General features: G+C 70.0%; 21 protein-coding genes. 13 read left to right on the forward strand and 8 right to left on the reverse strand.

Features of this window, described 5'->3' with window-relative positions; all coding sequences use genetic code 11:
- Positions 1 to 15: 15 nt before the first annotated feature.
- From H284_RS0112670 to H284_RS0112680, 3 genes are all read left to right on the forward strand, one after another.
- Entirely contained in the window at positions 16 to 912 is an 897-nt protein-coding gene (locus tag H284_RS0112670) for a fascin domain-containing protein (RefSeq protein ID WP_020076541.1), read from the forward strand.
- Positions 913 to 1,055: 143 nt separating this feature from the next.
- The gene (gene tdh / locus H284_RS0112675) at positions 1,056 to 2,099 is read left to right on the forward strand and encodes an L-threonine 3-dehydrogenase (RefSeq protein ID WP_029042930.1); all 1,044 of its coding nucleotides are present in this window, start codon (positions 1,056 to 1,058) and stop codon (positions 2,097 to 2,099) included.
- Between the two features lie 2 nt (positions 2,100 to 2,101).
- Positions 2,102 to 3,289, forward strand: a complete 1,188-nt coding sequence (locus H284_RS0112680; RefSeq protein ID WP_020076543.1) for a glycine C-acetyltransferase — start codon at positions 2,102 to 2,104, stop codon at positions 3,287 to 3,289.
- A gap of 530 nt (positions 3,290 to 3,819) precedes the next feature.
- Here H284_RS0112680 and H284_RS0112685 read toward each other — a convergent pair.
- On the reverse strand, positions 3,820 to 5,202 hold the full coding sequence (locus tag H284_RS0112685; protein ID WP_020076544.1) for an alpha/beta hydrolase: 1,383 nt from the start codon (positions 5,200 to 5,202) through the stop codon (positions 3,820 to 3,822).
- 81 nt (positions 5,203 to 5,283) lie between these two features.
- On the opposite strand from H284_RS0112685, the gene corA reads away from it, so the two are divergent.
- Entirely contained in the window at positions 5,284 to 6,252 is a 969-nt protein-coding gene (gene corA, locus H284_RS0112690; RefSeq protein WP_020076545.1) for a magnesium/cobalt transporter CorA, read from the forward strand.
- A 7-nt stretch (positions 6,253 to 6,259) separates the two neighbouring features.
- On the opposite strand, the gene H284_RS0112695 is transcribed toward corA, so the two are convergent.
- Positions 6,260 to 6,940: a TetR/AcrR family transcriptional regulator C-terminal domain-containing protein gene (locus H284_RS0112695; protein WP_020076546.1), complete on the reverse strand. Its 681-nt coding sequence runs from the start codon at positions 6,938 to 6,940 to the stop codon at positions 6,260 to 6,262.
- Between the two features lie 83 nt (positions 6,941 to 7,023).
- Between H284_RS0112695 and H284_RS0112700 the strand changes: the two genes are divergently transcribed.
- The 3 genes from H284_RS0112700 (at position 7,024) to H284_RS0112710 (ending at position 11,283) form a co-directional block, all read left to right on the forward strand.
- Positions 7,024 to 8,646: an amidohydrolase gene (locus H284_RS0112700; protein WP_020076547.1), complete on the forward strand. Its 1,623-nt coding sequence runs from the start codon at positions 7,024 to 7,026 to the stop codon at positions 8,644 to 8,646.
- 46 nt (positions 8,647 to 8,692) lie between these two features.
- Entirely contained in the window at positions 8,693 to 10,084 is a 1,392-nt protein-coding gene (locus tag H284_RS0112705) for an APC family permease (RefSeq protein ID WP_020076548.1), read from the forward strand.
- Between the two features lie 62 nt (positions 10,085 to 10,146).
- Positions 10,147 to 11,283, forward strand: a complete 1,137-nt coding sequence (locus H284_RS0112710; protein WP_020076549.1) for a class I SAM-dependent methyltransferase — start codon at positions 10,147 to 10,149, stop codon at positions 11,281 to 11,283.
- 9 nt (positions 11,284 to 11,292) lie between these two features.
- Here the strand turns inward: H284_RS0112710 and H284_RS0112715 are convergent, their stop codons facing one another.
- On the reverse strand, positions 11,293 to 12,192 hold the full coding sequence (locus H284_RS0112715) for a glycerophosphodiester phosphodiesterase (protein ID WP_020076550.1): 900 nt from the start codon (positions 12,190 to 12,192) through the stop codon (positions 11,293 to 11,295).
- 258 nt (positions 12,193 to 12,450) lie between these two features.
- Here H284_RS0112715 and H284_RS0112720 point away from each other — a divergent pair, with 258 nt between their 5' ends.
- Positions 12,451 to 13,974: an APC family permease gene (locus tag H284_RS0112720; protein ID WP_020076551.1), complete on the forward strand. Its 1,524-nt coding sequence runs from the start codon at positions 12,451 to 12,453 to the stop codon at positions 13,972 to 13,974.
- 86 nt (positions 13,975 to 14,060) lie between these two features.
- On the opposite strand, the gene H284_RS0112725 is transcribed toward H284_RS0112720, so the two are convergent.
- Both H284_RS0112725 and H284_RS0112730 read right to left on the reverse strand, forming a co-directional pair.
- Positions 14,061 to 15,002 carry a hypothetical protein gene (locus H284_RS0112725; RefSeq protein WP_020076552.1) on the reverse strand — a complete coding sequence of 314 codons (942 nt, stop codon included), beginning with the start codon at positions 15,000 to 15,002 and terminating at the stop codon, positions 14,061 to 14,063.
- Positions 14,999 to 15,628: a MerR family transcriptional regulator gene (locus H284_RS0112730; RefSeq protein WP_020076553.1), complete on the reverse strand. Its 630-nt coding sequence runs from the start codon at positions 15,626 to 15,628 to the stop codon at positions 14,999 to 15,001. The genes H284_RS0112725 and H284_RS0112730 overlap by 4 nt, the downstream gene beginning before the upstream one ends.
- 89 nt (positions 15,629 to 15,717) lie before the next feature.
- Between H284_RS0112730 and H284_RS0112735 the strand changes: the two genes are divergently transcribed.
- On the forward strand, positions 15,718 to 16,299 hold the full coding sequence (locus H284_RS0112735) for a dihydrofolate reductase family protein (protein WP_020076554.1): 582 nt from the start codon (positions 15,718 to 15,720) through the stop codon (positions 16,297 to 16,299).
- A 30-nt stretch (positions 16,300 to 16,329) separates the two neighbouring features.
- On the opposite strand, the gene H284_RS0112740 is transcribed toward H284_RS0112735, so the two are convergent.
- Together H284_RS0112740 and H284_RS0112745 are read right to left on the reverse strand one after the other, a co-directional pair.
- Complete coding sequence (locus tag H284_RS0112740; RefSeq protein WP_020076555.1) at positions 16,330 to 16,674, reverse strand: hypothetical protein; 345 nt, start codon at positions 16,672 to 16,674, stop codon at positions 16,330 to 16,332.
- A 9-nt stretch (positions 16,675 to 16,683) separates the two neighbouring features.
- The gene (locus H284_RS0112745; protein WP_231371213.1) at positions 16,684 to 17,457 is read right to left on the reverse strand and encodes an HNH endonuclease family protein; all 774 of its coding nucleotides are present in this window, start codon (positions 17,455 to 17,457) and stop codon (positions 16,684 to 16,686) included.
- An 88-nt stretch (positions 17,458 to 17,545) separates the two neighbouring features.
- Here H284_RS0112745 and H284_RS0112750 point away from each other — a divergent pair, with 88 nt between their 5' ends.
- The 3 genes from H284_RS0112750 to H284_RS0112760 all read left to right on the forward strand — a co-directional run bounded on the left by H284_RS0112750 (position 17,546) and on the right by H284_RS0112760 (position 21,323).
- A complete protein-coding gene (locus tag H284_RS0112750; RefSeq protein WP_020076557.1) occupies positions 17,546 to 17,959 on the forward strand; it encodes an ester cyclase in 414 nt (137 codons plus the stop codon).
- Positions 17,960 to 18,037: 78 nt separating this feature from the next.
- Complete coding sequence (locus H284_RS20245) at positions 18,038 to 20,191, forward strand: ATP-dependent Clp protease ATP-binding subunit (RefSeq protein WP_020076558.1); 2,154 nt, start codon at positions 18,038 to 18,040, stop codon at positions 20,189 to 20,191.
- Between the two features lie 67 nt (positions 20,192 to 20,258).
- Positions 20,259 to 21,323: a zinc-dependent alcohol dehydrogenase family protein gene (locus H284_RS0112760; protein WP_020076559.1), complete on the forward strand. Its 1,065-nt coding sequence runs from the start codon at positions 20,259 to 20,261 to the stop codon at positions 21,321 to 21,323.
- Between the two features lie 81 nt (positions 21,324 to 21,404).
- On the opposite strand, the gene H284_RS0112765 is transcribed toward H284_RS0112760, so the two are convergent.
- On the reverse strand, positions 21,405 to 21,995 hold the full coding sequence (locus H284_RS0112765; RefSeq protein ID WP_020076560.1) for a nitroreductase family protein: 591 nt from the start codon (positions 21,993 to 21,995) through the stop codon (positions 21,405 to 21,407).
- A gap of 169 nt (positions 21,996 to 22,164) precedes the next feature.
- Here H284_RS0112765 and H284_RS0112770 point away from each other — a divergent pair, with 169 nt between their 5' ends.
- Positions 22,165 to 22,566 carry a DUF7144 family membrane protein gene (locus H284_RS0112770; RefSeq protein ID WP_018192428.1) on the forward strand — a complete coding sequence of 134 codons (402 nt, stop codon included), beginning with the start codon at positions 22,165 to 22,167 and terminating at the stop codon, positions 22,564 to 22,566.
- The last annotated feature ends 221 nt before the right edge of the window (positions 22,567 to 22,787 follow it).

Below are 22,787 nucleotides of genomic sequence, written 5' to 3' on the forward strand. Positions count from 1 at the left end.
ACATTGGAGCCCAGAGTGCGAAATGTCTCTCGTCAGTACCGAACGATCGCGGCGGCGGCGATCATGGCCATCACCGGGGCCGGCTTGGTCATGCCGGCCGAGCCGGCAGCAGCATCAGCCGTCGACCCGTCCAGCCGGGTCAGCGCGCAGGCGCAGGAGGTCGGGCATGTGACCGCACGAGCAGAGCTGGTGGATCCCGGATGGACGACCTCGAACCCGGCGCGCGTGGGCGACGCCGTCGCCATCCGCACGACGATCGCCAACACCGGAAGTGTCGCGCTCGACGGCACGCGCTGGAACAGAGCCGACGACCCCGGCTCTCCGTGGGGCGTCCGAGAAGACCCGCTTCAGCCCGGGGAGCAGTTCGTCGCGACGCTGAAGCACGTCGTCACGCCCCTCGATCTCCGAGTCGGCTACATCGACTACACCGTGGAAGTGAGCGCCTATTGGGAGGCGTCCCAGGGCGGCTACCGGGTGCTGTCGGCCCGCTCGCAGGCCGTGACAGTGCTGCCCGCGGCGGTGGTCGGCGATGTCCAGCTGGTCGCGCAGGTCAACGGACTGTACGTGACGGCGGAAGACGAGGGCGAGCGGCCGCTGATGGCGAACCGGTCGCAGGCCGGGCTGTGGGAGCAGTTCACCGTGCTCAACAACGGCGACGGAACCATCAGCCTCCGCGCCGGCGCCAACGGCAAGTACGTCGTCGCAGAAGACGAGGGCGCCAGCGCGCTCATCGCGAATCGCACCGCGATCGGCCCCTGGGAGAAGTTCACGGTCGTCCCCAACAGGGACGGCACGATCAGCCTGCTGGCGGTCGCCAACGGAAAGTACGTGAGTGCCGACAACGCGGGTACGGGTGCGCTCATCGCCAACCGGACGACCATCGGCGCGGCGGAGAAGTTCCTGATGCAGTGACAACCCGAGGTGGTCGGCGCCATCGTCGTCATCGACGACTCACCCGATGCTGCGAGGACTAGGCTTTTGCTCGGCCGCCCGCGCCCACAAGGCGCACCGGCGGCCGAGCGATGAAGCACACCGACTCCCACGAGGAAGCGACGATGAGAGCCCTGTTCAAGAGCGAGGCCGGGCCCGGCCTCGAACTGGTGGATGTCCCCGAGCCCGAGATGGGTCCGGAGGATGTCCGGATCCGCGTTCTGCGCACCGGCATCTGCGGCACCGACCTGCACATCCAGCGCTGGGACGACTGGGCGGCGTCGGCCGTGAAGGCCCCGCTCATCCCCGGCCACGAGTTCTTCGGCGAGGTCGTCGAGGTCGGACCGCTGGTCCGCGATGTCGAGGTCGGCGACCTGGTGTCCGGCGAAGGGCACATCGTCTGCGGCACCTGCCGCAACTGCCGAGCCGGCCGCCGCCAGATGTGCATCCGTACCCAGGGTGTCGGGGTGCAGCGCGACGGCGCCTTCGCCGAACAGCTCGTCCTCCCCGCAACGAACGTCTGGGTGCACCACAGCGCCATCGAGCCGGAGGTCGGCGCGCTGTTCGACCCGCTCGGCAACGCCGTCCACACCGCGCTCGCCTTCCCGGTCGTCGGCGAGGACGTCCTGGTCGCGGGATGCGGTCCCATCGGCCTGATGGCCATCGCGGTCGCCCGCCACGTCGGCGCCCGCTTCATCGTCGGCACCGACATCAGCGCACAGCGGCTCGAACTCGCGCGCGGGATGGGCGCCGACTTCACCGTGGACGTGTCGAAGCACGACATCCATGAGGCGCAGACGGCGCTCGGGATGCGCGAGGGCTTCGACGTCGGCTTCGAGATGAGCGGCGCCCCCACTGCGCTGCCCTCGATGATCGAGAACATGAACCACGGCGGCCGTATCGCCATGCTCGGGCTGCCGTCGAAACAGATCGCCGTCGACTGGGGCATCGTGGTCACCCACATGCTGACTCTCAAAGGCATCTACGGCCGCGAGATGTTCGAGACGTGGAACGCCATGGGCGCGATGCTGCAGACCTCTGTCGAACTGCACGACGCGATCGCGTCGATCGTCTCCGACCGCTTCCCCGCCCGCGACTGGGAGAAGGGGTTCGCCGCCGCCGCGTCCGCAGGTGGGGGCAAGGTCATCCTCGACTGGACGGAGGTCTGAACGTGTACGGAGGATTCCGGGAGCACATCGCGACGCAGCTGCAGGAGATCGAGGAGGCCGGCCTCACCAAGCGTGAGCGCAGCATCCACGGCCCGCAGTCGGCGCTGATCACCGCCGACGGCCAGGAGGTGCTCAACTTCTGCGCCAACAACTACCTCGGGCTCGCCGATCATCCGGCCCTCCGGGACGCCGCCAAGGCGGCGCTCGACGACTGGGGCTACGGGATGGCGAGCGTGCGCTTCATCTGCGGCACCCAGGAGCAGCACCTCGAGCTGGAGCGGCGGGTGTCGCGGTTCCTCGGCACGGAGGCGACCATCCTGTTCTCCTCCTGCTTCGACGCCAACGGCGGCGTATTCGAGACGCTGTTCGGCCCGGAGGACGCCATCGTCTCCGACGAGCTGAACCACGCATCCATCATCGACGGCATCCGCCTGTCGAAGGCCCAGCGGTACCGCTACAAGAACCGCGACCTGGCCGACCTGCGGGCGCAACTGGAGGCGGCGCGGGATGCGGGAGCGCGCTTCACCGTCATCGTCACCGACGGCGTCTTCTCGATGGACGGATACATCGCCCCGCTCGCGAAGATCTGCGATCTGGCGGACGAGTTCGGAGCGCTGGTCTTCGTCGACGACTCGCACGCGGTCGGTTTCGTCGGGGAGCACGGCCGCGGCACGCCCGAGTTCTGCGGGGTGGCCGACCGCGTCGACATCTACACCGGCACCTTCGGCAAGGCGCTCGGCGGCGCCTCCGGCGGCTATGTCTCGAGCCGTCGCGAGATCGTCGACCTGCTGCGGCAGCGCTCGCGGCCGTACCTGTTCTCGAACACCCTCGCGCCGTCCATCGTCGCCGGAACCCTCGCTGCGCTCGACCTGCTGGAGCAGTCCGACCATCTGCGGGCGCAGCTCGTCACCAACGCGGAACTGTTCCGGCGGCTGATGACCGAGGCGGGATTCGAACTGCTGCCCGGTGCGCATCCCATCGTCCCTGTCATGTTCGGGGATGCCGCGCTCACCGCGCGCATGGCCGACGAGATGCAGCGCCAGGGCGTCTACGTGACGGCGTTCTCCTACCCCGTGGTGCCGAAGGGCCGCGCGCGCATCCGCGTGCAGCTGTCGGCAGCGCACACGGAGGAGGAGATCCGCCGCTGCGTGGATGCGTTCGTCGCGTCGTGGGAGGCCGTCGCCGCGTAGCGGGCCCTGCCGCACGCGTTCCGTCGAGGCTCGGGCGGTCCGCCTCCCGGGTGCGCTGCGGTCGCGCCGTCCGCATCCCGCGTGTGGTTTTTGGTCGCGCATCCGCATGCCGTGTGTTGTCTGCGGCTGTGCGGTCCGCATCCCGCGTGCTGCCTGCGGTCGCGGCGGTCCGCTCCCGTGGTGAACGGAGGTCCTGGCGGTGGGACCGCCCGCGATGTCCTCCGTTTGCCGCAGCCGCCCGGCGCGTCGGCTGGGATCGCCTCCGTTTCCGACCGGCCGACGAACAGGGCCGCGTTTCCGGTCACGCCGCGTGCCGTGGCGGAAACGAAGGAGAAACGCCCGGCCCCGCCGCTGAGGCGCGCGAATGGGAGGAGTCGCGGGGTGGGAGGGCGCCCATCCTCCTCCGTTGCGTGCGTGGATGCGTTCGTCGCGTCGCGGGAGGCCGTCGCCGCGTAGGACGAGATTTGCGCCAAATCTCCGTTATGAGCGACGGATAACCGAGATTTGGCGCAAATCGTGAGGGGGTGGGCTCAGTCGTCGAGCGACGCGCGCGGCCGGCGCATCGTCACACCGCGGCGGGCGAAGAACAGGCCGAGCGTGATGATCAGGAACACCGCGAGCACCGACAGGTCGACCATCGCGATCGTCCCGCCGACCGCCGCCGCCTGCGTCAGACCGCACGCCCGGCCGGTCTGGTCCGCGGCACACAGGAACCGGTCTCCCTGGCCTGTCGCGCCCGTCTTCACCCACGATCCGATCAGCTGGTTGTAGCCGGTGGCCAGGCCTTTCACCAGGGTCGGACCAGAGTGGCCTTCGCCGGGGACGGCCCAGTACGTGACCTTCCAGCCGGCGTTCTCGGCGGCGGTCGCGGTGTCTTCGACCTGCTGGCGGAAGTGCGGGTCCTCCGCGCCGGCGACGAAGATCCCGACCGTCGGCCGGGGGTAGTCGTTGGCGGCGAGGACGTTGGCCGGCCAGGTCTTCTCGTACGCCACCTGGTCGCCGCCGAAGTAGTGGTCGCGGGTCACGGTCGGCCGGTACTCGCCCGGCTTGTCCGGCCCGGAGATGTCGATGACCGCTCCCCAGGTGTCCGGGTACTTCGCGCCCAGGTACGCAGCGCACTCGCCGCCGTGCGAGAAGCCGGCGATCACGCGGTCGGCGCGGTCCGACGACGCCGGGAGGTTCGCGTCGATCCAGGCGGGGACATCCTGCGACAGGTACGTGTCGAGCTTGCCCGCGGAGGTGTCGGCGCACGGCGGGTTCTTGTCGACGGCGCCGAGCTGGTCGACGACGAGCACGAACGGCGCCTGGTCGAGCCGCTGCTGCCCGAGGCTGTGCAGGGCGTCGAGAGTGGCCCCGAGCGTCGGGTTGCCGGGCTGCCCCATCATCATCTCGACGACCGGACGCGTGCCCGACGGGTCGCGCAGCCACCCGGGCGGCACGAACAGGTGCGCGGCCCGCGCCTCGAAGCCGGATCGGGTGGCCGGGATGCGCACCGCCAGCTGGTAGCCCTCGGCGAGGGTCTTCGCCGTGACGGGGATGCTGCGGCCGGCGACGATGGGCCGGGCCAACGCCGGCTGCACGGTGACACCGACCACTCCGACCGTCAGCGCGGCTGCGACCGCGGCGACAGCGATGCGCGCACCCCGCTGCCCGGCCGACTGCAGCACATCCCCGATCGCCAGCGGCAGCACGGTCGCGGCGAGCAGCATGGCGAACCAGCCGGCCCCGGTCAAATCAGGGCGGGGGAGCAGCACCACGCCGAGCACGACGAGGGCGAGTCCGACGAGCTGCCCGGCGATCACCGCGATGACCGTCGCGGTCGCACGGAACCGCCAGGCCCGGCGGGCGAACCGGTACGCCGGGTACGCGCCCACCACGACGAGGGCGGCGGCGAGCCAGGCGAGCGCGGACATCGTTGTCAGTCTAGGTGCGCCCGTGTCCGTGGTCCGGGAGGAGCCTGCGTCGGGCGTACGGTTGCTCAAGAAGGAGGCGCGATGATCGTCGACAACGCCGTGTACGTGGACGGCGTCCGCACCGAACCGCCGTCGCTCGAGGAGACCAGCGAGACGGTGCGCGACCGCGGAGGCTTCGCCTGGATCGGGCTGTACCGGCCGAGCGAGAGCGAGCTGTCCGCCGTGGCGAAAGAGTTCGACCTTCCGGCGCTCGCCGTCGAGGACGCCCTCTCCGGTCACCAGCGCGCCAAGATCGAGAAGTACGGCGACATGCTCTTCGTCGTACTGCGGCCGGCGAGCTACGTGGACGAGACGGAGAAGGTCGAGTTCGGCGAGGTGCACGTCTTCCTCGGCGATGACTTCGTCATCACCGTCCGGCACTTCGAGACGCCCGATCTGGCGCGGGTCCGCAAACGGCTCGAGGGGGACGCCGCGCTGCTGGCGCACGGTCCGATCGCGGCGCTGTACGGCATCCTCGACGAGATCGTGGACGAGTACGCGCCTGTCGTCGCGGGCCTCGAGGACGACATCGACGAGATCGAGGACCAGCTGTTCTCCGGCGATCGCGGGGTGACGCGGCGCATCTACGAGCTGTCGACCGAGGTGATGCACTTCCAGCGCGCCGTGGACCCCCTGAAGGATGTGCTGCGCAGCCTGCGCGAGGGCCTGATCGCCCGCGAAGCGGACGAGGGCCTGCGGGACAGGTTCCGCGACGTCGAGGATCACGTGATCCGCGTCACCGAACGCGCGGACGGCTTCCGTCAGATCCTGCAGAACGCGCTCACCGTGCACACGGCGCTCGTGGGCCGGCAGCAGAACGACGAGGTGAAGAAGATCTCCGGCTGGGCGGCGATCCTGTTCGCCCCGACCCTCGTCGGCACGATCTACGGCATGAACTTCCGCGTCATGCCGGAACTGCACTGGGCCTTCGGTTACCCGTTCGCGCTCCTGCTGATGCTCGGGATGGGCGTCGGCCTGTACGTCGTCTTCAAACGGAAGGGCTGGATTTAGCCCCGCGTCATCCCGCCGCTACGCGCACGCGCTCGTAGCGCACACGCAGGCCGTCGAGCAGGGCGGTGAGCCCGATCTCGAACGCCGCATCCGCGGGCGTCGTCGCGCCGAGCGCCCGGTCGCGCGCCGCGTAGGCCGAGGCGAACGACGGAACCTGGTCCTCCGCTCCGGACGGGTCGAACATGTTGGCGGGCGCGATCGCGTCGAGCGCCGAGCCGAGTATGAACGACTCGACCGCGACGATCGTCGGCAGCACCTCGGGTTCCGGCCAGCCGGCGCGCACCATCGCCTGGACGACCGTGTCGTACATGTGCATCGTGCGCAGCGCGCCGGTCAGCGGCAGGGTGGCGAGGAGGGCGATCGTCGGGGGATGCGTCGCGAAGGCGAGGCGATACGAGTGCGCCCAGTCGAGCATCGCGGCATCCCACGGCAGGGTCGCGAACGCGCTGACGTCGATGCGGTCCGAGATCAGCTCCCGGACGCCGGCGATGACGTCCTCCTTGCCGTCGACGTGGTTGTACAGGGCGCTGGGCCGCACGCGGAGGGCCTGCGCGAGCCGCGCCATCGTGAAGCCCTCGGCGCCCGATTCGTCGAGCAGGCGGAGGGCGGCCTCGGCGATGAGATCGCGGGTCAGCACCGTCGTCTTCGGGCGCCCCACCCGACGCGCCGGGCGATCGATCTCGGCCATGCTCTTCCCCTCCGGCTCGATCACACCCTAGTATCTGACGAAATAAAAGAACGCCGTTCATTTTTCTGTAACACGGAGGCTGTATGAGCACGACCGTCTTCACCGGTGGCACCATCCTGAGCAGCTATCGCTCCGACGCCGTCGAGCACACCGCGGTCGCGGTGGAGGACGGTCGGATCATCGCCATCGACGCCGAGGCCCGCGCCCTGAGTGCCACGGCCGGCGAGACGGTCGACCTGCTCGGCGGTGTGCTCGCTCCCGCCTTCGGCGACGGTCACGCGCATCCCCTGCAAGGTGGGCTGGAGAAGCTCGGCCCCCAGGTGCGGAGCTGCACATCGGTCGAGGAGATCGTCGCGTGCGTCACGGCGTGGGCGGACGCGCATCCCGAGCAGGAGTGGATCTACGGCGGAAGCTACGACGCGACGCTGGCGCCTGACGGGATGTTCGACGCGCGCTGGCTGGACGCCGCCATCCCGGACCGCCCGGTCGTGCTGCGGGCGTGGGACTACCACACGGTGTGGGTGAACTCGGAGGCGCTTCGGCGGGCCGGGATCGACGCGAGCACGCCCGAGCCCGCGCTGGGCCGCATCCCGCGCCGGTCCGATGGATCTCCGCTCGGCATCCTGCAGGAGCCCGGAGCGGTCGATCTCCTGATCCCCGCCGAGCCCGGTCGGACGCACGACGAGCGTGTCGAGGCCCTGCGACTGGCGACCGCCGAGTACGCGGAGCTCGGGATCGCGTGGGTGCAGGATGCCTGGGTCGAACCGGCCGAGGTGGAGGCGTACCTCGAGGCGTCCACGCGAGGTCTGCTGTCGACGCGGGTGAATCTGGCCCTCCGCGCCGACCCCGTGCGCTGGCGCGACCAGGTGCCCGAGTTCGTCGAGTCGCGCCGCCGCGTCGAGGAGCTCGGCGATCCGCTGCTGACCGCCGCCACCGTGAAAGTGTTCGTGGACGGCGTCATCGAGAACCACACGGCGGCCATGCTCGCCGACTACACCGACACCCCGGGCGACCGCGGACTCCCCAACTGGGATGCGGCCGAGCTCACCGCGGCGGCGGTCACCTTCGACAAACTGGGCTTCCAGCTGCACCTGCACGCGATCGGCGACGCCGCGACGCGCACCGCCCTCGACGTCTTCGAGGCGGTCGAGAGCACCAACGGCGCGCGCGACCGCCGTCCGGTGATCGCGCACGTCCAGGTCGTCGACCCGGTCGACCTGCCCCGCTTCGAGCGTCTCGGCGTCATCGCCAACTTCGAGCCGCTCTGGGCGCAGCTCGATCCGATGATGCTCGACCTGACCATCCCGCGCCTCGGCCCCGAGCGCGAACGACTGCAGTACCCCATCCGCACCCTGCTCGAGTCGGCGAGCGTCTCCTTCGGGAGCGACTGGCCGGTCAGCAGCGCCGACTGGCGCCCCGGCGTCGCGACGGCGGTGACCCGCCAGACCGAGCAGCGGGTTCCGGAGGCCGGATGGACCCCCGCCGAGCGCATCCCGCTCACCGACGCGCTGGAGGCCTACTCCTCCGGCGTCGCCCGCCAGGCCTTCGCGCAGCGTGCGCGCAGCGAGCTGCGTCCGGGGTCCTCCCCGGACCTGGTCTGGCTCGACACCGACCCGCGCCACGTGGACCCGCACGACCTGCGATCCGTCCGCGTGCTCGGAACCTGGGTCGCCGGCGTCCGCCGCGCGACCACCGTACGGAGCTGATACCCACCCCCGATTGCACCACTCCATCCCAGAGAGGCAGCACCACATGACCACGACCGACCTGCCGCCCCAGCCGCGGCTCAAGAGGGCGCTCGGCCCGACAGCCCTCGTGCTGTTCGGCCTCACCTACCTCGCCCCTGTCACCGTCTTCACGACCTACGGCATCGTGACCCAGTCGACCGACAACCACCTGCCGTCCGCCTACGTCGTCGCGCTGGTCGCGATGCTGTTCACGGCACTCAGCTACGGCGCGATGGCGCGTGCGTTCCCGGTGTCCGGTTCGGCGTACACGTACACCCAGCAGACATTCGGCGGCCACATCGGCTTCCTGACCGGGTGGACGCTGATGCTCGACTACCTCTTCCTGCCGATGATCAACTTCCTGTTGATCGGGCTGTACCTCAACACCCAGTTCCCGGACATCCCGGGCTGGGTGTTCGCGCTGGCGTCGCTGCTGCTCGTGCTGCTCTTCAACGTGCTCGGAATCACCCTGGTCAACCGGCTCAACGTGGCGATCGTGGCACTGTCGGTGCTTCTCGTCGTCGTGTTCGCGGTGCTCGCCATCAAGGAGCTGCTCACCAACCCGTCGTCCGAGACGCCGAGCCTGATCGAGCCGTTCCTGCCCGGGAAGGGCGGCCTGGGGCCGATCTTCGCGGGCGCCGCCGTGCTCGCCCTGTCGTTCCTCGGCTTCGACGCGGTCTCGACCCTGTCGGAGGAGGCGAAGAACCCGAAGCGCGACATCCCGCGCGCCATCCTTCTGACCACTCTCATCGGCGGCGCGATCTTCATCCTTGTCTCCTGGCTCGGCGCCCTGGTGTACCCGGACTGGCGCGACTTCGCCCAGGTCGACTCGGCCGGCGTCGACCTGATGGCCAAGGTGGGCGGCACGTTCCTGACGTCGTTCTTCGTCGCCGTCTATGTGGTCGGCGCGTTCGGATCGGGGATGACGACCCAGGTCAGCGTCTCGCGCATCATCTACTCGATGGGCCGGGATGGCGTGCTCCCGCGCATCTTCGGCACGCTCCATTCGGGGTTCCGCACCCCGTGGGTGGCGGCGCTCGCGGTCTCCGTCGTGTCGCTGCTGGCCCTCGTGCTGACGCTGGATCAAGCCGCGACGATGATCTCGTTCGGCGCACTGGCGGCCTTCTCGATGGTCAACCTCTCGGTGATCAAGCACCACCTCTTCCCGAAGGGCGGCCGCACCGCGCCCTCGGCCGGGGAGTGGGTGCGCTACGGCGTGCTGCCCGCGATCGGGTTCGTCCTCACCGTGTGGCTGTGGACGTCGCTCACGGCCACCACGTTCATCGTCGGGCTCTCGTGGATGCTCGTCGGCGTCGTCTATCTCGCCGTCCTGACGCGCGGGTTCCGTCGTAAGCCTCCGATGATGGACTTCTCGGAGAAGGAGGAGCTGGAGGAGGAGGCCGCGCGGGCCTCCTGAGCTCCGGGCAACCGCACGCTCGCGGGTCACGCCCTCCGGTCGCCTCTGATTGACTGGAGGGCGTGACCTCCGCAGCCTCCGACTTTCCGTACGACCGCCTCCGGCGGCGTCCGGACGTCGAGGCGCCGAACCTATTCGCCGCGGACGCCGCCGACCGCCTGCTGGCCGACATCGCCGGCGATGCGCTGCAGCAACCGGGTCTCGTGGTGATCGGCGACGGCTACGGAGCGCTGACCCTCGCGGCCGCTGCCCGTGGTGCGCGCGACATCCGCGTGCACCAGGACGCCCTGACCGGCGAGCGTGCCCTCGACGCGAACGCCGCCGAGCTGGGACTCACCGGCACGTACGAGCACCGGCCGCTCGACGAGACGCTCGTGCGCGGTGCGCGCACCGTGCTGCTCCGGCTGCCCCGCAGCCTGGACGCCCTGCAGGAGATCGCGACTCTCATCGCCGAGCATGCCCGGGCCGATGTCGTCGTGTACGCGGGCGGGATGCTGAAGCACATGACGACGGCGATGAACGACGTGCTCGGCGAGGTCTTCGGCTCGGTAGAGGCGTCGCTCGCACGGCAGAAGGCGCGCGTGCTGACCGTGCGCGACCCGCATCCCGCCGCCGCCACCGTGCTCGACCGCTGGCCGGAGCGCGCTCGTGATGCCGCCACCGGGCTGTGGGTGTGCGCGCACGGCGCGGCGTTCGCGGGGACGTCCATCGACATCGGAACGCGCTTCCTGCTCGGCGTTCTCGATGCGGCCGTCCCGGAGGCGCGCACGGCGATCGACCTCGGCTGCGGGACGGGGGTGATCGCGTCGGCGCTCGCCGTCGCGCGTCCCGGCCTCCGCGTCATCGCCACCGACCAGTCGGCGGCCGCGGTCGCGTCGGCCGCTGCGACGGCGACGGCCAACGGCGTCGCGGAGCGCGTCACGGTGGTCCGGGATGACGGGCTGTCGTCGCAGCCCGACGCGTCCGCGGACCTCGTGGTGCTGAATCCGCCGTTCCACATCGGGGGAGCCGTCCATACGGGGATCGCGCAGCGGCTCTTCGCCGACGCCGGCCGGGTGCTGGCTCCGGGCGGGGAGCTGTGGACGGTGTGGAACTCGCACCTCGGCTACCGCGCGGCGCTCGAGCGTGCGGTCGGCCCGACGCGGCAGATCGCCCGCAACCCGAAGTTCACGGTAACCGCGTCGCGCAAGCCGGCCTGACGGGACGTCTCAGCTGCGCAGGACCTCGCGGACGCCGGAGACGACCATCCCCCCGGCGCCCAATCCGAGGGCCCTGTCGGCGGCCGCACGCGACGGGACGATGTGCGCGAGCACCGGCTTGCCGCTCCCGGTGAAGGTCCGCCAGGCATCCTCGCCGCCGTTGTAGTCGAGCCCGAGCCAGCTCCAGCGCTCGGCGGTGGAGGCGAACAGCTGCGGGTCGGAGGCGAGTTCCGCCCCGTAGTAGTACCCCCAGGTGCGGAAACCGCGGCCGCGCGCATCCACGGGCCACTCGCGGGCGGTGCAGTAGCCCTTGGCGACGAATGTGTTGGTCGGGTGGTCGACCGTCGCCATGAGCGCGAACAGCTCGCCGAAGTGCTCGACGGGGACTACCTTCGGGTCGACGAAGATCGTGTGCGTCGCGGCGTACGCGGCGATGAGCTCCTCGAAGCGGAGATACGGCTGGGCAGGCTGGCGTGGATCGTTCGTCTCGGCGGCCGAGATGCGGTGCTGCCGGACTTCCTTCCAGGTGTGCTCCGCCGCGACGAATCCCGAGGTGCCGGAGGTGCGGTCGAGCGTCTCGTCGTGCAGCCCGAACCAGACGCCGTCCAACGTGCGGGCCAGCGAGATCTCCAGGGCGTTGGCCCCGGCCGCCACCGAGTTGCGGTACGCCTCCATCGACATCTCCGGCCAGTCGAGGGAGCCGCCGCGGTGGGCGACGGTGAAGCCCTTCCGGTCGGTGAGACGGTCGACCAGGAGCCCGTCCTCCGCTCCGCGGAAGATCCGCGGCACGACATACGCACCGCCCGCGACGGCCGCCGCACCGAGAATGCCGCCGGCGATCCCGCCGATGAGGGCTCGCCGCGAGATGCGTCGGGCAGGCGGGGCGGCGGTCTCCTCGTCGTCGGGCATGCGCAACCCTAGGCATCCCGGTCGTCGCCGATCAAGCGACCCGCTCGGGGGTGGAGCGTGGCGTCCGGCATGCACGGCAACCCGTTCCGTTGCGGATATGGATATTCACAACGTTTTCAGGGTGCAATCAGTAAATCGACAACCGAATCCGTCGTCATTCGCTTGTCCTTCAGGCCGGATGTTGCTAACGTCCCCCTGTCGCACACCGACGTCGCGCCCCCGCCCGTCGACCAGCGACCCTCGAAGCCAGGGAGAGCAATGACGCAGACCAGTTCCCGGCCGGATGCCTCGCACGAAGGCGGCGCCGACCAGCACCGGGGAGACCACCACGGCCTAGCGGCCGATGGCGTGAGCGCCGCCGGGTCCATCGTGATGGCCGTCGCAGGCAGTGCGCCGGCCTACTCGATCGCGGCCACCACCGCGACGCTCGTGGGAGCAGCCGCGCTCGGCGCGCCCGCCGCGCTGCTGTGGTGCGGCATCCCGATGCTCGGCATCGCCTGGGCGTTCCTGTACCTCGGACGGCTCGACGTGAACGCGGGCGCCGCCTACTCGTGGGTCGCGCGGGCGCTCCACCCCATCCTCGGCTTCCTCTCCGGCTGGGCGCTGGTCATCTCGGCGACGATCTTCATGGTCGCGGGCGCCCTGCCCGCCGGGGCCATGACGGTCACGCTGTTCGCTCCGGAGCAGGCCGAGAACGTTCCGCTCATCACCGGTGTCGGCGCGCTCTGGTTCCTCGTCATGGCGGCGTGCGTGCTGTTCGGCGTGCACGTCACCGCGCGGGCGCAGTGGATCATGTCGGTCATCGAGGTCGGCATCCTCGTGCTCTTCGCCGTGCTGATGATCGTGCGGGCGGCGACGTCCGCCCACGCCGGGCCGTCGTTCTCGTGGGATTGGCTGGGCTTCCAGCACCTCACCGGTCAGGGCGTCTTCGTGTCGGCCGCGCTGGTCGCGGCGTTCTACTTCTGGGGCTGGGATGTGTCCGCCAACCTCAACGAGGAGACGAAGGACGGCCACAAGAATGCCGGTTCGGCGGGCATCATCGGCGTCATCATCGTCTTCCTGCTGTTCGAGATCTTCACGATCGCGACCCTGGTGATCCTGCCGCAGAAGACGATCGAGGAGCACAGCGCCAACGTGCTGTCCGTGCTCGGCGACGCCGTGTGGCCGGGCATCGGCGGAAAGGTGCTGGTGATCGCCGTCGCGCTGTCGACCATCGCGACGCTGGAGACCACGCTCATCCAGGTCACCCGGACGCTGTTCTCGATGGGACGCGACAACACCATCCCGAAGGCGTTCGGCCGCATACACCCGAAGTGGCGCACGCCGGCCTTCGCGACGCTCGTCGTCGTCGGGGTCTCGATCGTGCTGTTCGTCGGATCGAACTTCGTCGGCAACGTCGGCGAGATCATGAACAACGCCATCCTGTCCATCGGCATCCAGATCGCGTTCTACTACACGCTCGCCGGAGTGGCCGTGGTGGTCGCCTACCGGAAGGTGCTGCTGAAGTCGGTCAAGAACTTCCTCCTCATCGGGCTCTGGCCGGCGGCCGGTGCGGTCTTCATGGGCGTGATGTTCGTGATGGGGATCATGCAGAACTTCCAGGACGACGCGATCGTCGTCAACATCCTCGGGCTCGGGCTGATCGTCCTCGGTGTCGTGCCGATCGCGCTCTTCTACCGCAAGGCGCGCGGGTACTACACGCGCCGCCCGCTCGAGCTCCCCGACGAGCTCGACGCCGCCGCCCCCGCGAACGTCGACGACCGCGACCCCGCCGCTCGCTGACCCGTCCCGCCCCCCGTCGAGTACGCACAAATTGCACGTCCCCGGAGCCGCGAGCGTGCAATTTGTGCGTACTCGACGGTGGGGGGTCAGGCGGGGGCGACGGTGGGGGACGGGAGGGGACGCGGGCGGAAGGTGAGGATGGCGGCGGCGGCCAGGAGTGCTGTGAGGGCGATCGTCCAGCCGCCGGCGAGGAAGACGCCGTCCGGGCGGACGATCGACTGGCCCGCGAGCGCTTGCACGGTGACGAGCGCGAGCACGGCCCCGTAGGCCGCGGTCGCCACGACGACGAGGCGCGTGCGCACCCGGTCGTCGGCCAGCGGGCGCCAGCGCCGGCCCAGCCAGCCGAGCAGCACCGCGAGCAGCGGCAGCAGCTGCAGGGCGTGCATCCCGATGAAGTGCGGGATGCGGAGGTCGCCGCCGACGGTGCTCCACCCCAGCACCGGGAGACCCGGTCCGCCGTCGGCGAGACCGACCGTGTGGGCGCCGGCGATGCCGCGGAAGTCGGCCAGCTGCGCCGCCGTCGGCCCGGTCATCAGGTAGGCGAGCCCCATCCCGGCCAGCGCGATCACGGCGCCCGCGCGCACGGCGAGGGTCGTCGACCGCGTGCTCAGCCGCAGGAAGAACACGGCGATCGTCGTGAGGAAGGTGCACACGTAGAGCGTGGTGATCGAGATCGCCATGACGCCCCAGACCGCGCTCGCGACCGGGGACGAGACGTTGAAGTGGCTGGTCGTCCCCGCAGCCGCGGCACCGATGATCAGCACCTGCTCGACGATGAGGGCGACGGCGACGACGGTCCCCGCGGCGTGGGCGATCCGGCGCCATCTCGGCAGGTGGGCGATGAGCCACGCCCAGGTCACGCTGTACAGCAGGATGGACAGGGAGAACTTGAGCGGCTTGGCCCACGCCTCCATCCCGGTGATCTGACGGGGGTCGACCAGCAGCCCGACCAGGCAGACGATCGTGCTGACGATCATCAGGGCGGCGACCGTCATCAACGGACGGTGCCAGGCGAAGACGGTCTTCATGAGCTTCTTCTTCTTTCTTCGGTGACGACGGCCTGAGCCATGCGTCGCAGTCCGAGCGAGAGGGTGTCGCCGAGCACGGTGCCGATCACCATGAGCTCGGTCATGCGCGACGGGTCGGGCAGGGTGGCGACCGCGCCCAGGTCGGCTTCGGCGTGGATGCGCGCGGCGGCGGCGTAGCGGTCGAGATAGTCGTCCGGGAGGGGGAACCCCGAACCGGCGAACGCGTCGATCACGCGCGCGGCGATCTCGCGGCCGATGTTGTCGTCGCAGTCGGTCCATCCGGCGCGGGCGGCCACGGCATCCACTCGCGCCAGTGACTCGGGTGTCGGTTCGGCGACGTCCGAGACGGCGGAGCGCGAGAGCGCATGCTGCGCGACGTCGAACGTGTGGGAGATGGGGGCGCCCGGCTCATCCAGTGCGTTCAGGATGGTCTTGACGGAGGCGATGGACAGCTTGCCCACCTCGAGCATGGCGCGGATCAGCCGCAGCCGACGCTCGTGCTCCTCGCTGTAGATGGTGCGGTTGCCGCCCACGCGTTCGCCCGCGGGCAGCAGCCCTTCCCGCACGTAGTACTTGATCGTGGCGGCGGGAGTCGAGGAGCGTTCGGCGAGTTCGGTGATCAGCACGCGCTGATAGTAACACTACCGGTAGCGTCACTACCAGTGCTTTGTCTGCTCGACCGCTAGCGTGAGGGCAGCGAAAGAGGAGGGGCATCGTGGGCAAGACCGTGCTGTACGCATCCGTGTCGGTGGACGGCTTCATCGCCGACGACGGCGACCAGCCCGGTCCGCTGTTCGACTGGCTGCTCGGCGGCGACGTGCCGCTGGACGACAGCGGCGTGCTGAAGGTGTCGCAGGCCTCTTACGACTACGTCCGGCCCTACTGGGATGAGATCGGGGTGACGATCGTCGGCCGCCACGTCTTCGACATGACCGACGGGTGGGACGGGACGCCCCCGGGCGGCGTCGAGCACGTCGTCGTCGTGACCCACCGGGGCAGGCCGGAGGGCTGGTTCCCCGACGCTCCGTTCACGTTCGTCGACGGCATCGAGGCCGCGATGCGCACTGCTCAGGAGCTCGCGGGCGACCGCGTGGTCGAGGTCGCAGCGGGAGATGTCGGCGGCCAGGCGCTCGCCGCGGGTCTGATCGACGAGGTCCGGATGGATGTGGCACCTGTCGTGCTCGGCGCCGGGAAGCGCTTCTTCGGGTCCGTCGCAGCGCAGCATCTCCTCGAGGGACCGGAAGAGATCGTCCAGGGGGACGGCGTGCTCCACCTGCGCTACCGCGTGCGTCGGTGACGCTGCGCTGACCCGGAGCCGGACGCCCCGTCACGCCTCGTCGTGCTTGCGGCGCGACGGCGAGTCGAGCAGGGAGAGGACGAAGAGCAGCGCCAGCAGGGCGAAGATGCTGAGCGCGGAGATGAGGTCGCTCCAGGTGAAGGGGATGAGCGCCCCGTCGATCGAGAGGACGAACACCGTCTCGACGACGCCGAACGCGACGAAGAACAGGCCGAGCAGCACGCGGGTCGTCCGGACGTTGTGGCCGCGGCGGTGCACCTCCACGCGCCGCAGTTCCACCATCAGGGTCAGCAGCAGGAGCGGCAGCACCTGGGCCAAGGTCGCGGCCGTCTGGCTGTCCATCAGCACCACGCGCAGGTCGGCCGGATCCACCATGGCGACAGGCTACCGCTCCGTGGGCGTCGCGGCGCCGGGCTGAGGCACCATCACGGGCGCGCATCCCGTCAGGATGCGGTCGATCGCGTCGTGCTCGGCGGGCGCGACCCACAGGTGGTACCGCGCCTTGACGGCGACCTGCGCCGCCACGTACTCGCATCGGTACGGCTTCACCGGCGGCAGCCAGGTGGCGGCATCCCCGTCGGATTTCTTCGCGTTCGTCGGGCCGTCGACGGCGACGAGGTTCAGCGGGTCGTTCGCGAACTGCCGGCGTTGCTCGAACGTGAGCTGCTGCGCGCCGGTCTGCCAGGCGTTCGCGAGCGGGACGCGGTGGTCGATCTGCACCTCGGCCGAGGTCGCGACGCCGCGGCGGAAGCTGATCGTCTTCCCGGTGTACGGGTCGTGGAGGGTGCCGGAGGTGACCTTGCAGGGGCCGTCCCGGACGATGTCGGTCAGGTCGCGGGCGAGGATGAGGTCCCGCGTCGAGCAGGCCTGCCCGGGCAGATCCCACGCCGGGCCGAAGTCGCCGACCCGGTCGTAGCCCGTCTTCGGCGCCTTTCCCTTGACCGGGAGCGTGGCCAGCAGGGTTCGGGCGTCGATCGAGCCGGCCGGTGCCGCCGACGCTGGCACGGTCGCCGGCGAAGACGCAGGCGGAGTCGCGACCGTGCTCGCCGGCTCCGCGGCGCTCACGACGACCGAGCATCCGGCCAGGAGCAACGCGGCGGCCACAAGCGCGGCGGCGGACAGCCTCCGCCTCGTCCGTTCCTGATCCGTCTGGCGCACGAGATGCGATCCTATGCGCCGCCTCCGACACCGGACGGAGGCACGCCAGGGGCGGACGCGAAGCCTTTGCCGTGCCAGGATGCGCGGCATGGATGCCGAACCAGCAGACGACCGCGCGGCCGTCGAGGAGCGCTACCGGCGGTATCTCGACCGCTGCAACGAGCACCGCTTCGACGAGCTGGATGCGTTCGTCGCGCCGGACGTTCACGTCAAGGGCGTGCGCGTCGGCATCCACGAGTACGGCGCGGGGCTGGCCGGGGTCGTCGAGCTGTTCCCCGACTTCCGGTGGACGCTCGAGGAGCTCGTGGTCGACGGGGACCGCATCGCCGCCCGTCTCACCGACACCGCCACGTCGGCCGATGGCGAGCGCCGCATCCGCATCCAGGAGTTCGCCCAGTACCGGCTGGCCGGCGGACTCATCGCGGAGGCCTGGGGAGACCTCGACCGGTGGCGCCTGGACGCGGCCCCGGATGCCGGTGAACCGGCGAAAACAGCCTCCTGAACCGGAATATCCCCTCGCCAATCAAAGTTGAGCCTAGTAGACTCAAGTTTGCCCACAGAGAAATGGGAAAGGAACCAGATGGCGAACATGCAGGGTGCGCCCTCCACGCAGGAGGAGGCGAAGAGTGCTCTCGAACAGTACGGCGTGAACCTCACGGAGATCGCCAAGAGCGGCAAGCTCGACCCGGTCATCGGGCGGGATGCCGAGATCCGTCGCGTCAGCCAGGTGCTGACCCGGCGCACCAAGAACAACCCCGTGCTCATCGGCGAGCCCGGCGTCGGAAAGACCGCGGTCGTCGAAGGCCTCGCCCAGCGCATCGTCGCGGGGGACGTGGCCGACTCCCTGAAGGGGAAGCAGCTGGTCGCGCTCGACCTGTCCGCGCTCGTCGCCGGCGCGATGTACCGCGGCCAGTTCGAGGAGCGGCTGAAGGCCGTCCTCAAGGAGATCAACGACGCCGAGGGCCAGATCATCACCTTCGTCGACGAGCTGCACATCCTGATGGGTGCCGGCGGTGGCGAGGGGTCGGTCGCGGCCTCCAACATGCTGAAGCCGATGCTCGCTCGCGGTGAGCTGCGCCTGATCGGCGCGACCACTCTCAACGAGTACCGCGAGTTCATCGAGAAGGATGCGGCCCTCGAGCGCCGTTTCCAGCAGGTCTACGTCGGCGAGCCGTCCGTGGAGGACACCGTCGCGATCCTCCGCGGTCTGAAGGGCCGCTACGAGGCCCACCACGGGGTGACCATCGAGGACTCCGCCCTCGTCGCCGCCGCATCCCTTTCGAACAGGTACATCACCGCCCGGCAACTGCCGGACAAGGCGATCGACCTGATCGACGAGGCCGCCTCTCGGCTGAAGATGGAGATCGACTCGGCCCCGGTCGAGATCGACACCCTGCAGCGCCAGGTCGAGCGCATGAAGCTGGAGGAGTTCGCCCTCAAGAAGGAGAAGGACGACGCCAGCAAGGAGCGCCTCGCGCAGCTCCGTGAGCGCCTCCACCAGCAGGAGGACCAGCTGGAGGAGCTGCAGGCCCGGTGGCGTGCCGAGAAGGCGTCGCTCAACCGCGTCGGCGAACTACGGTCGCAGCTGGAGGAGGCCAAGACCCGGCGTGACGTCGCGCTGCGCGACGGCCGGTACCAGGAGGCGTCGCGGATCGAGTACGAGACCATCCCGGGCATCGAGCGGGAGCTGGCGGAGGCCGAGCAGGCCGAGCACGAGCACCCGCGCATGGTGAACGAGCAGGTCACGGCCGACGACATCGCCGCCGTGGTGGCGGCGTGGACCGGCATCCCCGTCGACCGCCTCACCCAGGGCGAGACCGAGAAGCTGCTCAACCTCGAGCACGAGCTGGGTCGCCGCATCATCGGCCAGAAGAAGGCCGTGCAGGCGGTGGCGGATGCGGTCCGCCGCACCCGGGCCGGCATCTCCGACCCGGGCCGCCCGACCGGCTCCTTCCTGTTCCTCGGGCCGACCGGCGTCGGCAAGACGGAGCTCGCGAAGGCCCTCGCGGCGTTCCTGTTCGACGACGAGAAGGCCATGGTCCGCATCGACATGAGCGAGTACGGCGAGAAGTTCTCCGTCTCGCGCCTCGTCGGTGCGCCTCCCGGGTACGTCGGCTACGAGCAGGGCGGTCAGCTGACCGAGGCCGTTCGTCGCCGTCCGTACTCGGTGATCCTGCTCGACGAGGTCGAGAAGGCGCACCCGGAGGTCTTCGATGTGCTGCTGCAGGTGCTCGACGACGGCCGGCTGACCGACGGCCAGGGCCGAACGGTCGACTTCCGCAACACCATCCTGGTGCTCACCTCGAACCTCGGAAGCCAGTTCCTCGTCGACCCGCCGTTGACCCCGACCGAGCGCGAGGAGGCGGTGCTGCAGATGGTGCGGCAGGCGTTCAAGCCGGAGTTCGTCAACCGTCTCGACGACATCGTCGTGTTCTCCGCGCTCACGCAGGAGGAGCTGGGCGAGATCGTCGAGCTGGGCATCGACCATCTGATGCAGCGCCTCACGGAGCGACGGCTGGAGCTGGCGGTCACCCCGGACGCCCGGGCGTGGCTGGCCGAGCGCGGGTACGACCCGATCTACGGTGCGCGCCCGCTCCGCCGGCTGATGCAGCGCGAGATCGAGGACCGTCTCGCCACCGCTCTGCTCGCCGGCGAGATTCGTGACGGCGACCTGGTCCGGGTCGACCTGGACCGCGAGGCCGACCACCTGACGGTCGCCGCCGTCCGCGAGTAGTCCGGACGACGAAGGGCCCTCAGCCGATCCGACGATCGGGTGGGGGCCCTTCGCGTAGGCTCGAAGCATGCGTGCTGCTGTCATCCACGGAGAGCGCGATGTGCGCCTCGAAGACGTCCCCACTCCCACCCTCTACACCGGCTCCGGATCCGACGGCCTCGACGCCGTGGTCCGCGTCGTCGCCGCGTGCGTCTGCGGCAGCGACCTGTGGCCGTACCGGGGCGTGACCCCGACCGACGAGCCGCGGCGGATCGGCCACGAGTTCGTCGGTGTGGTGGAGCAGGTGGGCGAGAACGTCCGCACCATCCGGCCCGGCGACTTCGTCATCGCCCCGTTCTACGACTGCGACATGACGTGCGTGAACTGCCGCAACGGCGTCAGCACGTCGTGCCTGCACGGCGGCTGGTGGGGTTCGCAGGACCGCATCGGCGGCTTCGCCGACGGCGGCCAGGGCGAGTACGTGCGCGTTCCGCACGCCGACGGCTCCCTCGTCGCCACCCCGGAGTACCCGCGCGCCGAGCTCATCCCGAGCCTGCTGACGCTGTCGGATGTGATGGGCACCGGCCACCACGCCGCGGTCTCCGCCGGGGTCACCGAGGGGAGCACGGTCGTCGTCGTCGGCGACGGCGCTGTCGGACTGTGCGCTGTGCTGGCCTCCGCCCGGCTGGGGGCGTCGCGGATCGTGGCCATGTCGCGGCACGAGACGCGCCAGGCGCTCGCCCGCGAGTTCGGCGCGACGGACATCGTCGCCGAGCGCGGCGACGCGGGTGTCGCCGCCGTGAAGGAGCTGTTCGACGGGATCGGAGCGGACTGCGTGCTCGAGGCCGTCGGAACCAAGGAGTCGATGGACCAGGCCATCCGCTCGGCCCGCCCCGGCGGCACGGTCGGCTACGTGGGCGTGCCGAACGGCGGCCCGGAGCTGCCGGTCCGCCCGCTGTTCCAGAGCAACATCGGCGTCAACGGCGGAGTCGCGCCCGTGCGGAACTACGTGGAGGACCTGCTGCAGGACGTCTGGTCGGGCGCCATCGAGCCGGGTCGCGTGTTCGACCTCGAGGTGCCGCTGACCGACATCGCCGAGGCGTATGCGGCGATGGACGAGCGCCGCGCCATCAAGACGCTCGTGCGGCCGTAAGCGTCGACGAAGACAGAACGGCGCCCGCCGGGGGATGAACACATCCCGGCGGGCGCCGTGTCGTTCGCGGTCCGGAGCGGATCAGCCGTGCACTTCGGCGATCTCGTCGAGCGGGCGGCGGGTGCGCGGCGCGGCCTCGCGCGTCCGCAGCGGCTCAGGCAGCGTCTCGGCGTCGCCGAGCACTCCCAGTGCGGTGACGGAGACCGGCACGAAGCGCTCGCCGAGCTGGAAGGCCTCACGCAGTGCGTCGGCGTCGAATCCACCCATCTGGTGCGCGTGGAGGCCGTCGTGGTGCGCCTGGATCGTCAGGTGCGCGACGGCCTGACCGAGGTCGTAGGTCGCCCACCGGCGCTCCGTGCCCTCCTCGTCGACGATCTCGGCGGCCGCGACGATCAGGACGGAAGCGGATCCGGCCCACACGGTGTTGAAGCCGGCCAGGTTGGCGACGATCGTGTCGAAGGCCTCGGTGCCGCGCCGGGCGACGATGAAGCGCCACGGCTGCGTGTTCGCGGCCGACGGCGACCAGCGCGCCGCCTCGAGGGCGGAGCGCAGCGTGATGTCGTCGATCCCGATCGAGGGGTCGAAGGCACGAGGGCTCCAGCGCTCGGCGAGCGCGGGCAGCAGCGGGGCGGACGTCTCGGCGACGCGCGCAGTGGCTTCGGCGATGGACATGGAACTCCTCCGGGGTGTTCGTACGGGGTCTACCGGCTCCATTGCCTGGCTATACGCATGTAAACGCATCGGATTCGAGGAAATTCCCGCTGTCTATCCGCGACGACGCAGCGCACGCGATGCTGTGCTCGACCGCAGGTTGGGTGGTCCAGATCGAGAGGTGGATGCGATGTCCGAGGTGCAAGTCCGTTCCGGATGGGTGGGATGGGCGCTGTTCGCAGCGGTGCTCCTGCTCATCGCCGCGATCCTCGATGTGTTCTACGGGATCGTCGCGCTGCTCGGCCCCTCGACCGGCTATTTCGTGTCGTCGTCGGGCATCCAGACGTTCAGTCTCACGGCGTGGGGCTGGTGGTCGATCGTGCTCGGTCTGCTGATGCTGATCGCCGGCCTGTCCCTGATGCGCGGTGCCCTGTGGGCCCGCATCTTCGCGGTGTTCGTCGCGGCGCTGCACGCCATCGGGCAGCTGATCGCGTTCCCGGCCCAGCCGTGGTGGTCGATCGCGATGGTGACCGTCGACCTCCTCATCATCTACGCGGTGACGGTCCACGGCAGGGAGCTTCGGCGCGACTGACCCGGGGGAGACAGGGGGCGAACGCCCGTCGGCACACAGGTGCCGACGGGCGTTCCGTGTGAACGGCACATGTCGCACGTGTAAAAGTTCGTAACATTCAGAGTGCCCCCCGACGCCCCTCCTCCGGGGTACAAGATTCGAGCATCCCGGGCGTGCCGCGCCTCACCCTGGGGTGAAGTCGAGTTGCATGCGTTTCTGTCCGCTGATCGGCCTCTCTGCCT

The sequence above is a fragment of the Cryocola sp. 340MFSha3.1 genome, assembly GCF_000383315.1.
Classification (GTDB): Bacteria; Actinomycetota; Actinomycetes; order Actinomycetales; family Microbacteriaceae; genus Leifsonia.

What these genes read in the sequence shown, in the direction of transcription:
- tdh (WP_029042930.1), top strand. Translation starts at nt 1,056, where the DNA reads ATGAGAGCCCTGTTCAAGAGCGAGGCCGGGCCCGGCCTCGAACTGGTG.
- H284_RS0112685 (WP_020076544.1), bottom strand. Translation starts at nt 5,202, where the DNA reads ATGTCCGCGCTCGCCTGGCTCGCCGCCGCCCTCGTCGTGGTGGGCGCG.
- corA (WP_020076545.1), top strand. Translation starts at nt 5,284, where the DNA reads ATGATCGTCGACAACGCCGTGTACGTGGACGGCGTCCGCACCGAACCG.
- H284_RS0112695 (WP_020076546.1), bottom strand. Translation starts at nt 6,940, where the DNA reads ATGGCCGAGATCGATCGCCCGGCGCGTCGGGTGGGGCGCCCGAAGACG.
- H284_RS0112700 (WP_020076547.1), top strand. Translation starts at nt 7,024, where the DNA reads ATGAGCACGACCGTCTTCACCGGTGGCACCATCCTGAGCAGCTATCGC.
- H284_RS0112705 (WP_020076548.1), top strand. Translation starts at nt 8,693, where the DNA reads ATGACCACGACCGACCTGCCGCCCCAGCCGCGGCTCAAGAGGGCGCTC.
- H284_RS0112715 (WP_020076550.1), bottom strand. Translation starts at nt 12,192, where the DNA reads ATGCCCGACGACGAGGAGACCGCCGCCCCGCCTGCCCGACGCATCTCG.
- H284_RS0112720 (WP_020076551.1), top strand. Translation starts at nt 12,451, where the DNA reads ATGACGCAGACCAGTTCCCGGCCGGATGCCTCGCACGAAGGCGGCGCC.
- H284_RS0112725 (WP_020076552.1), bottom strand. Translation starts at nt 15,002, where the DNA reads ATGAAGACCGTCTTCGCCTGGCACCGTCCGTTGATGACGGTCGCCGCC.
- H284_RS0112740 (WP_020076555.1), bottom strand. Translation starts at nt 16,674, where the DNA reads ATGGTGGATCCGGCCGACCTGCGCGTGGTGCTGATGGACAGCCAGACG.
- H284_RS0112750 (WP_020076557.1), top strand. Translation starts at nt 17,546, where the DNA reads ATGGATGCCGAACCAGCAGACGACCGCGCGGCCGTCGAGGAGCGCTAC.
- H284_RS20245 (WP_020076558.1), top strand. Translation starts at nt 18,038, where the DNA reads ATGGCGAACATGCAGGGTGCGCCCTCCACGCAGGAGGAGGCGAAGAGT.
- H284_RS0112760 (WP_020076559.1), top strand. Translation starts at nt 20,259, where the DNA reads ATGCGTGCTGCTGTCATCCACGGAGAGCGCGATGTGCGCCTCGAAGAC.
- H284_RS0112765 (WP_020076560.1), bottom strand. Translation starts at nt 21,995, where the DNA reads ATGTCCATCGCCGAAGCCACTGCGCGCGTCGCCGAGACGTCCGCCCCG.
- H284_RS0112770 (WP_018192428.1), top strand. Translation starts at nt 22,165, where the DNA reads ATGTCCGAGGTGCAAGTCCGTTCCGGATGGGTGGGATGGGCGCTGTTC.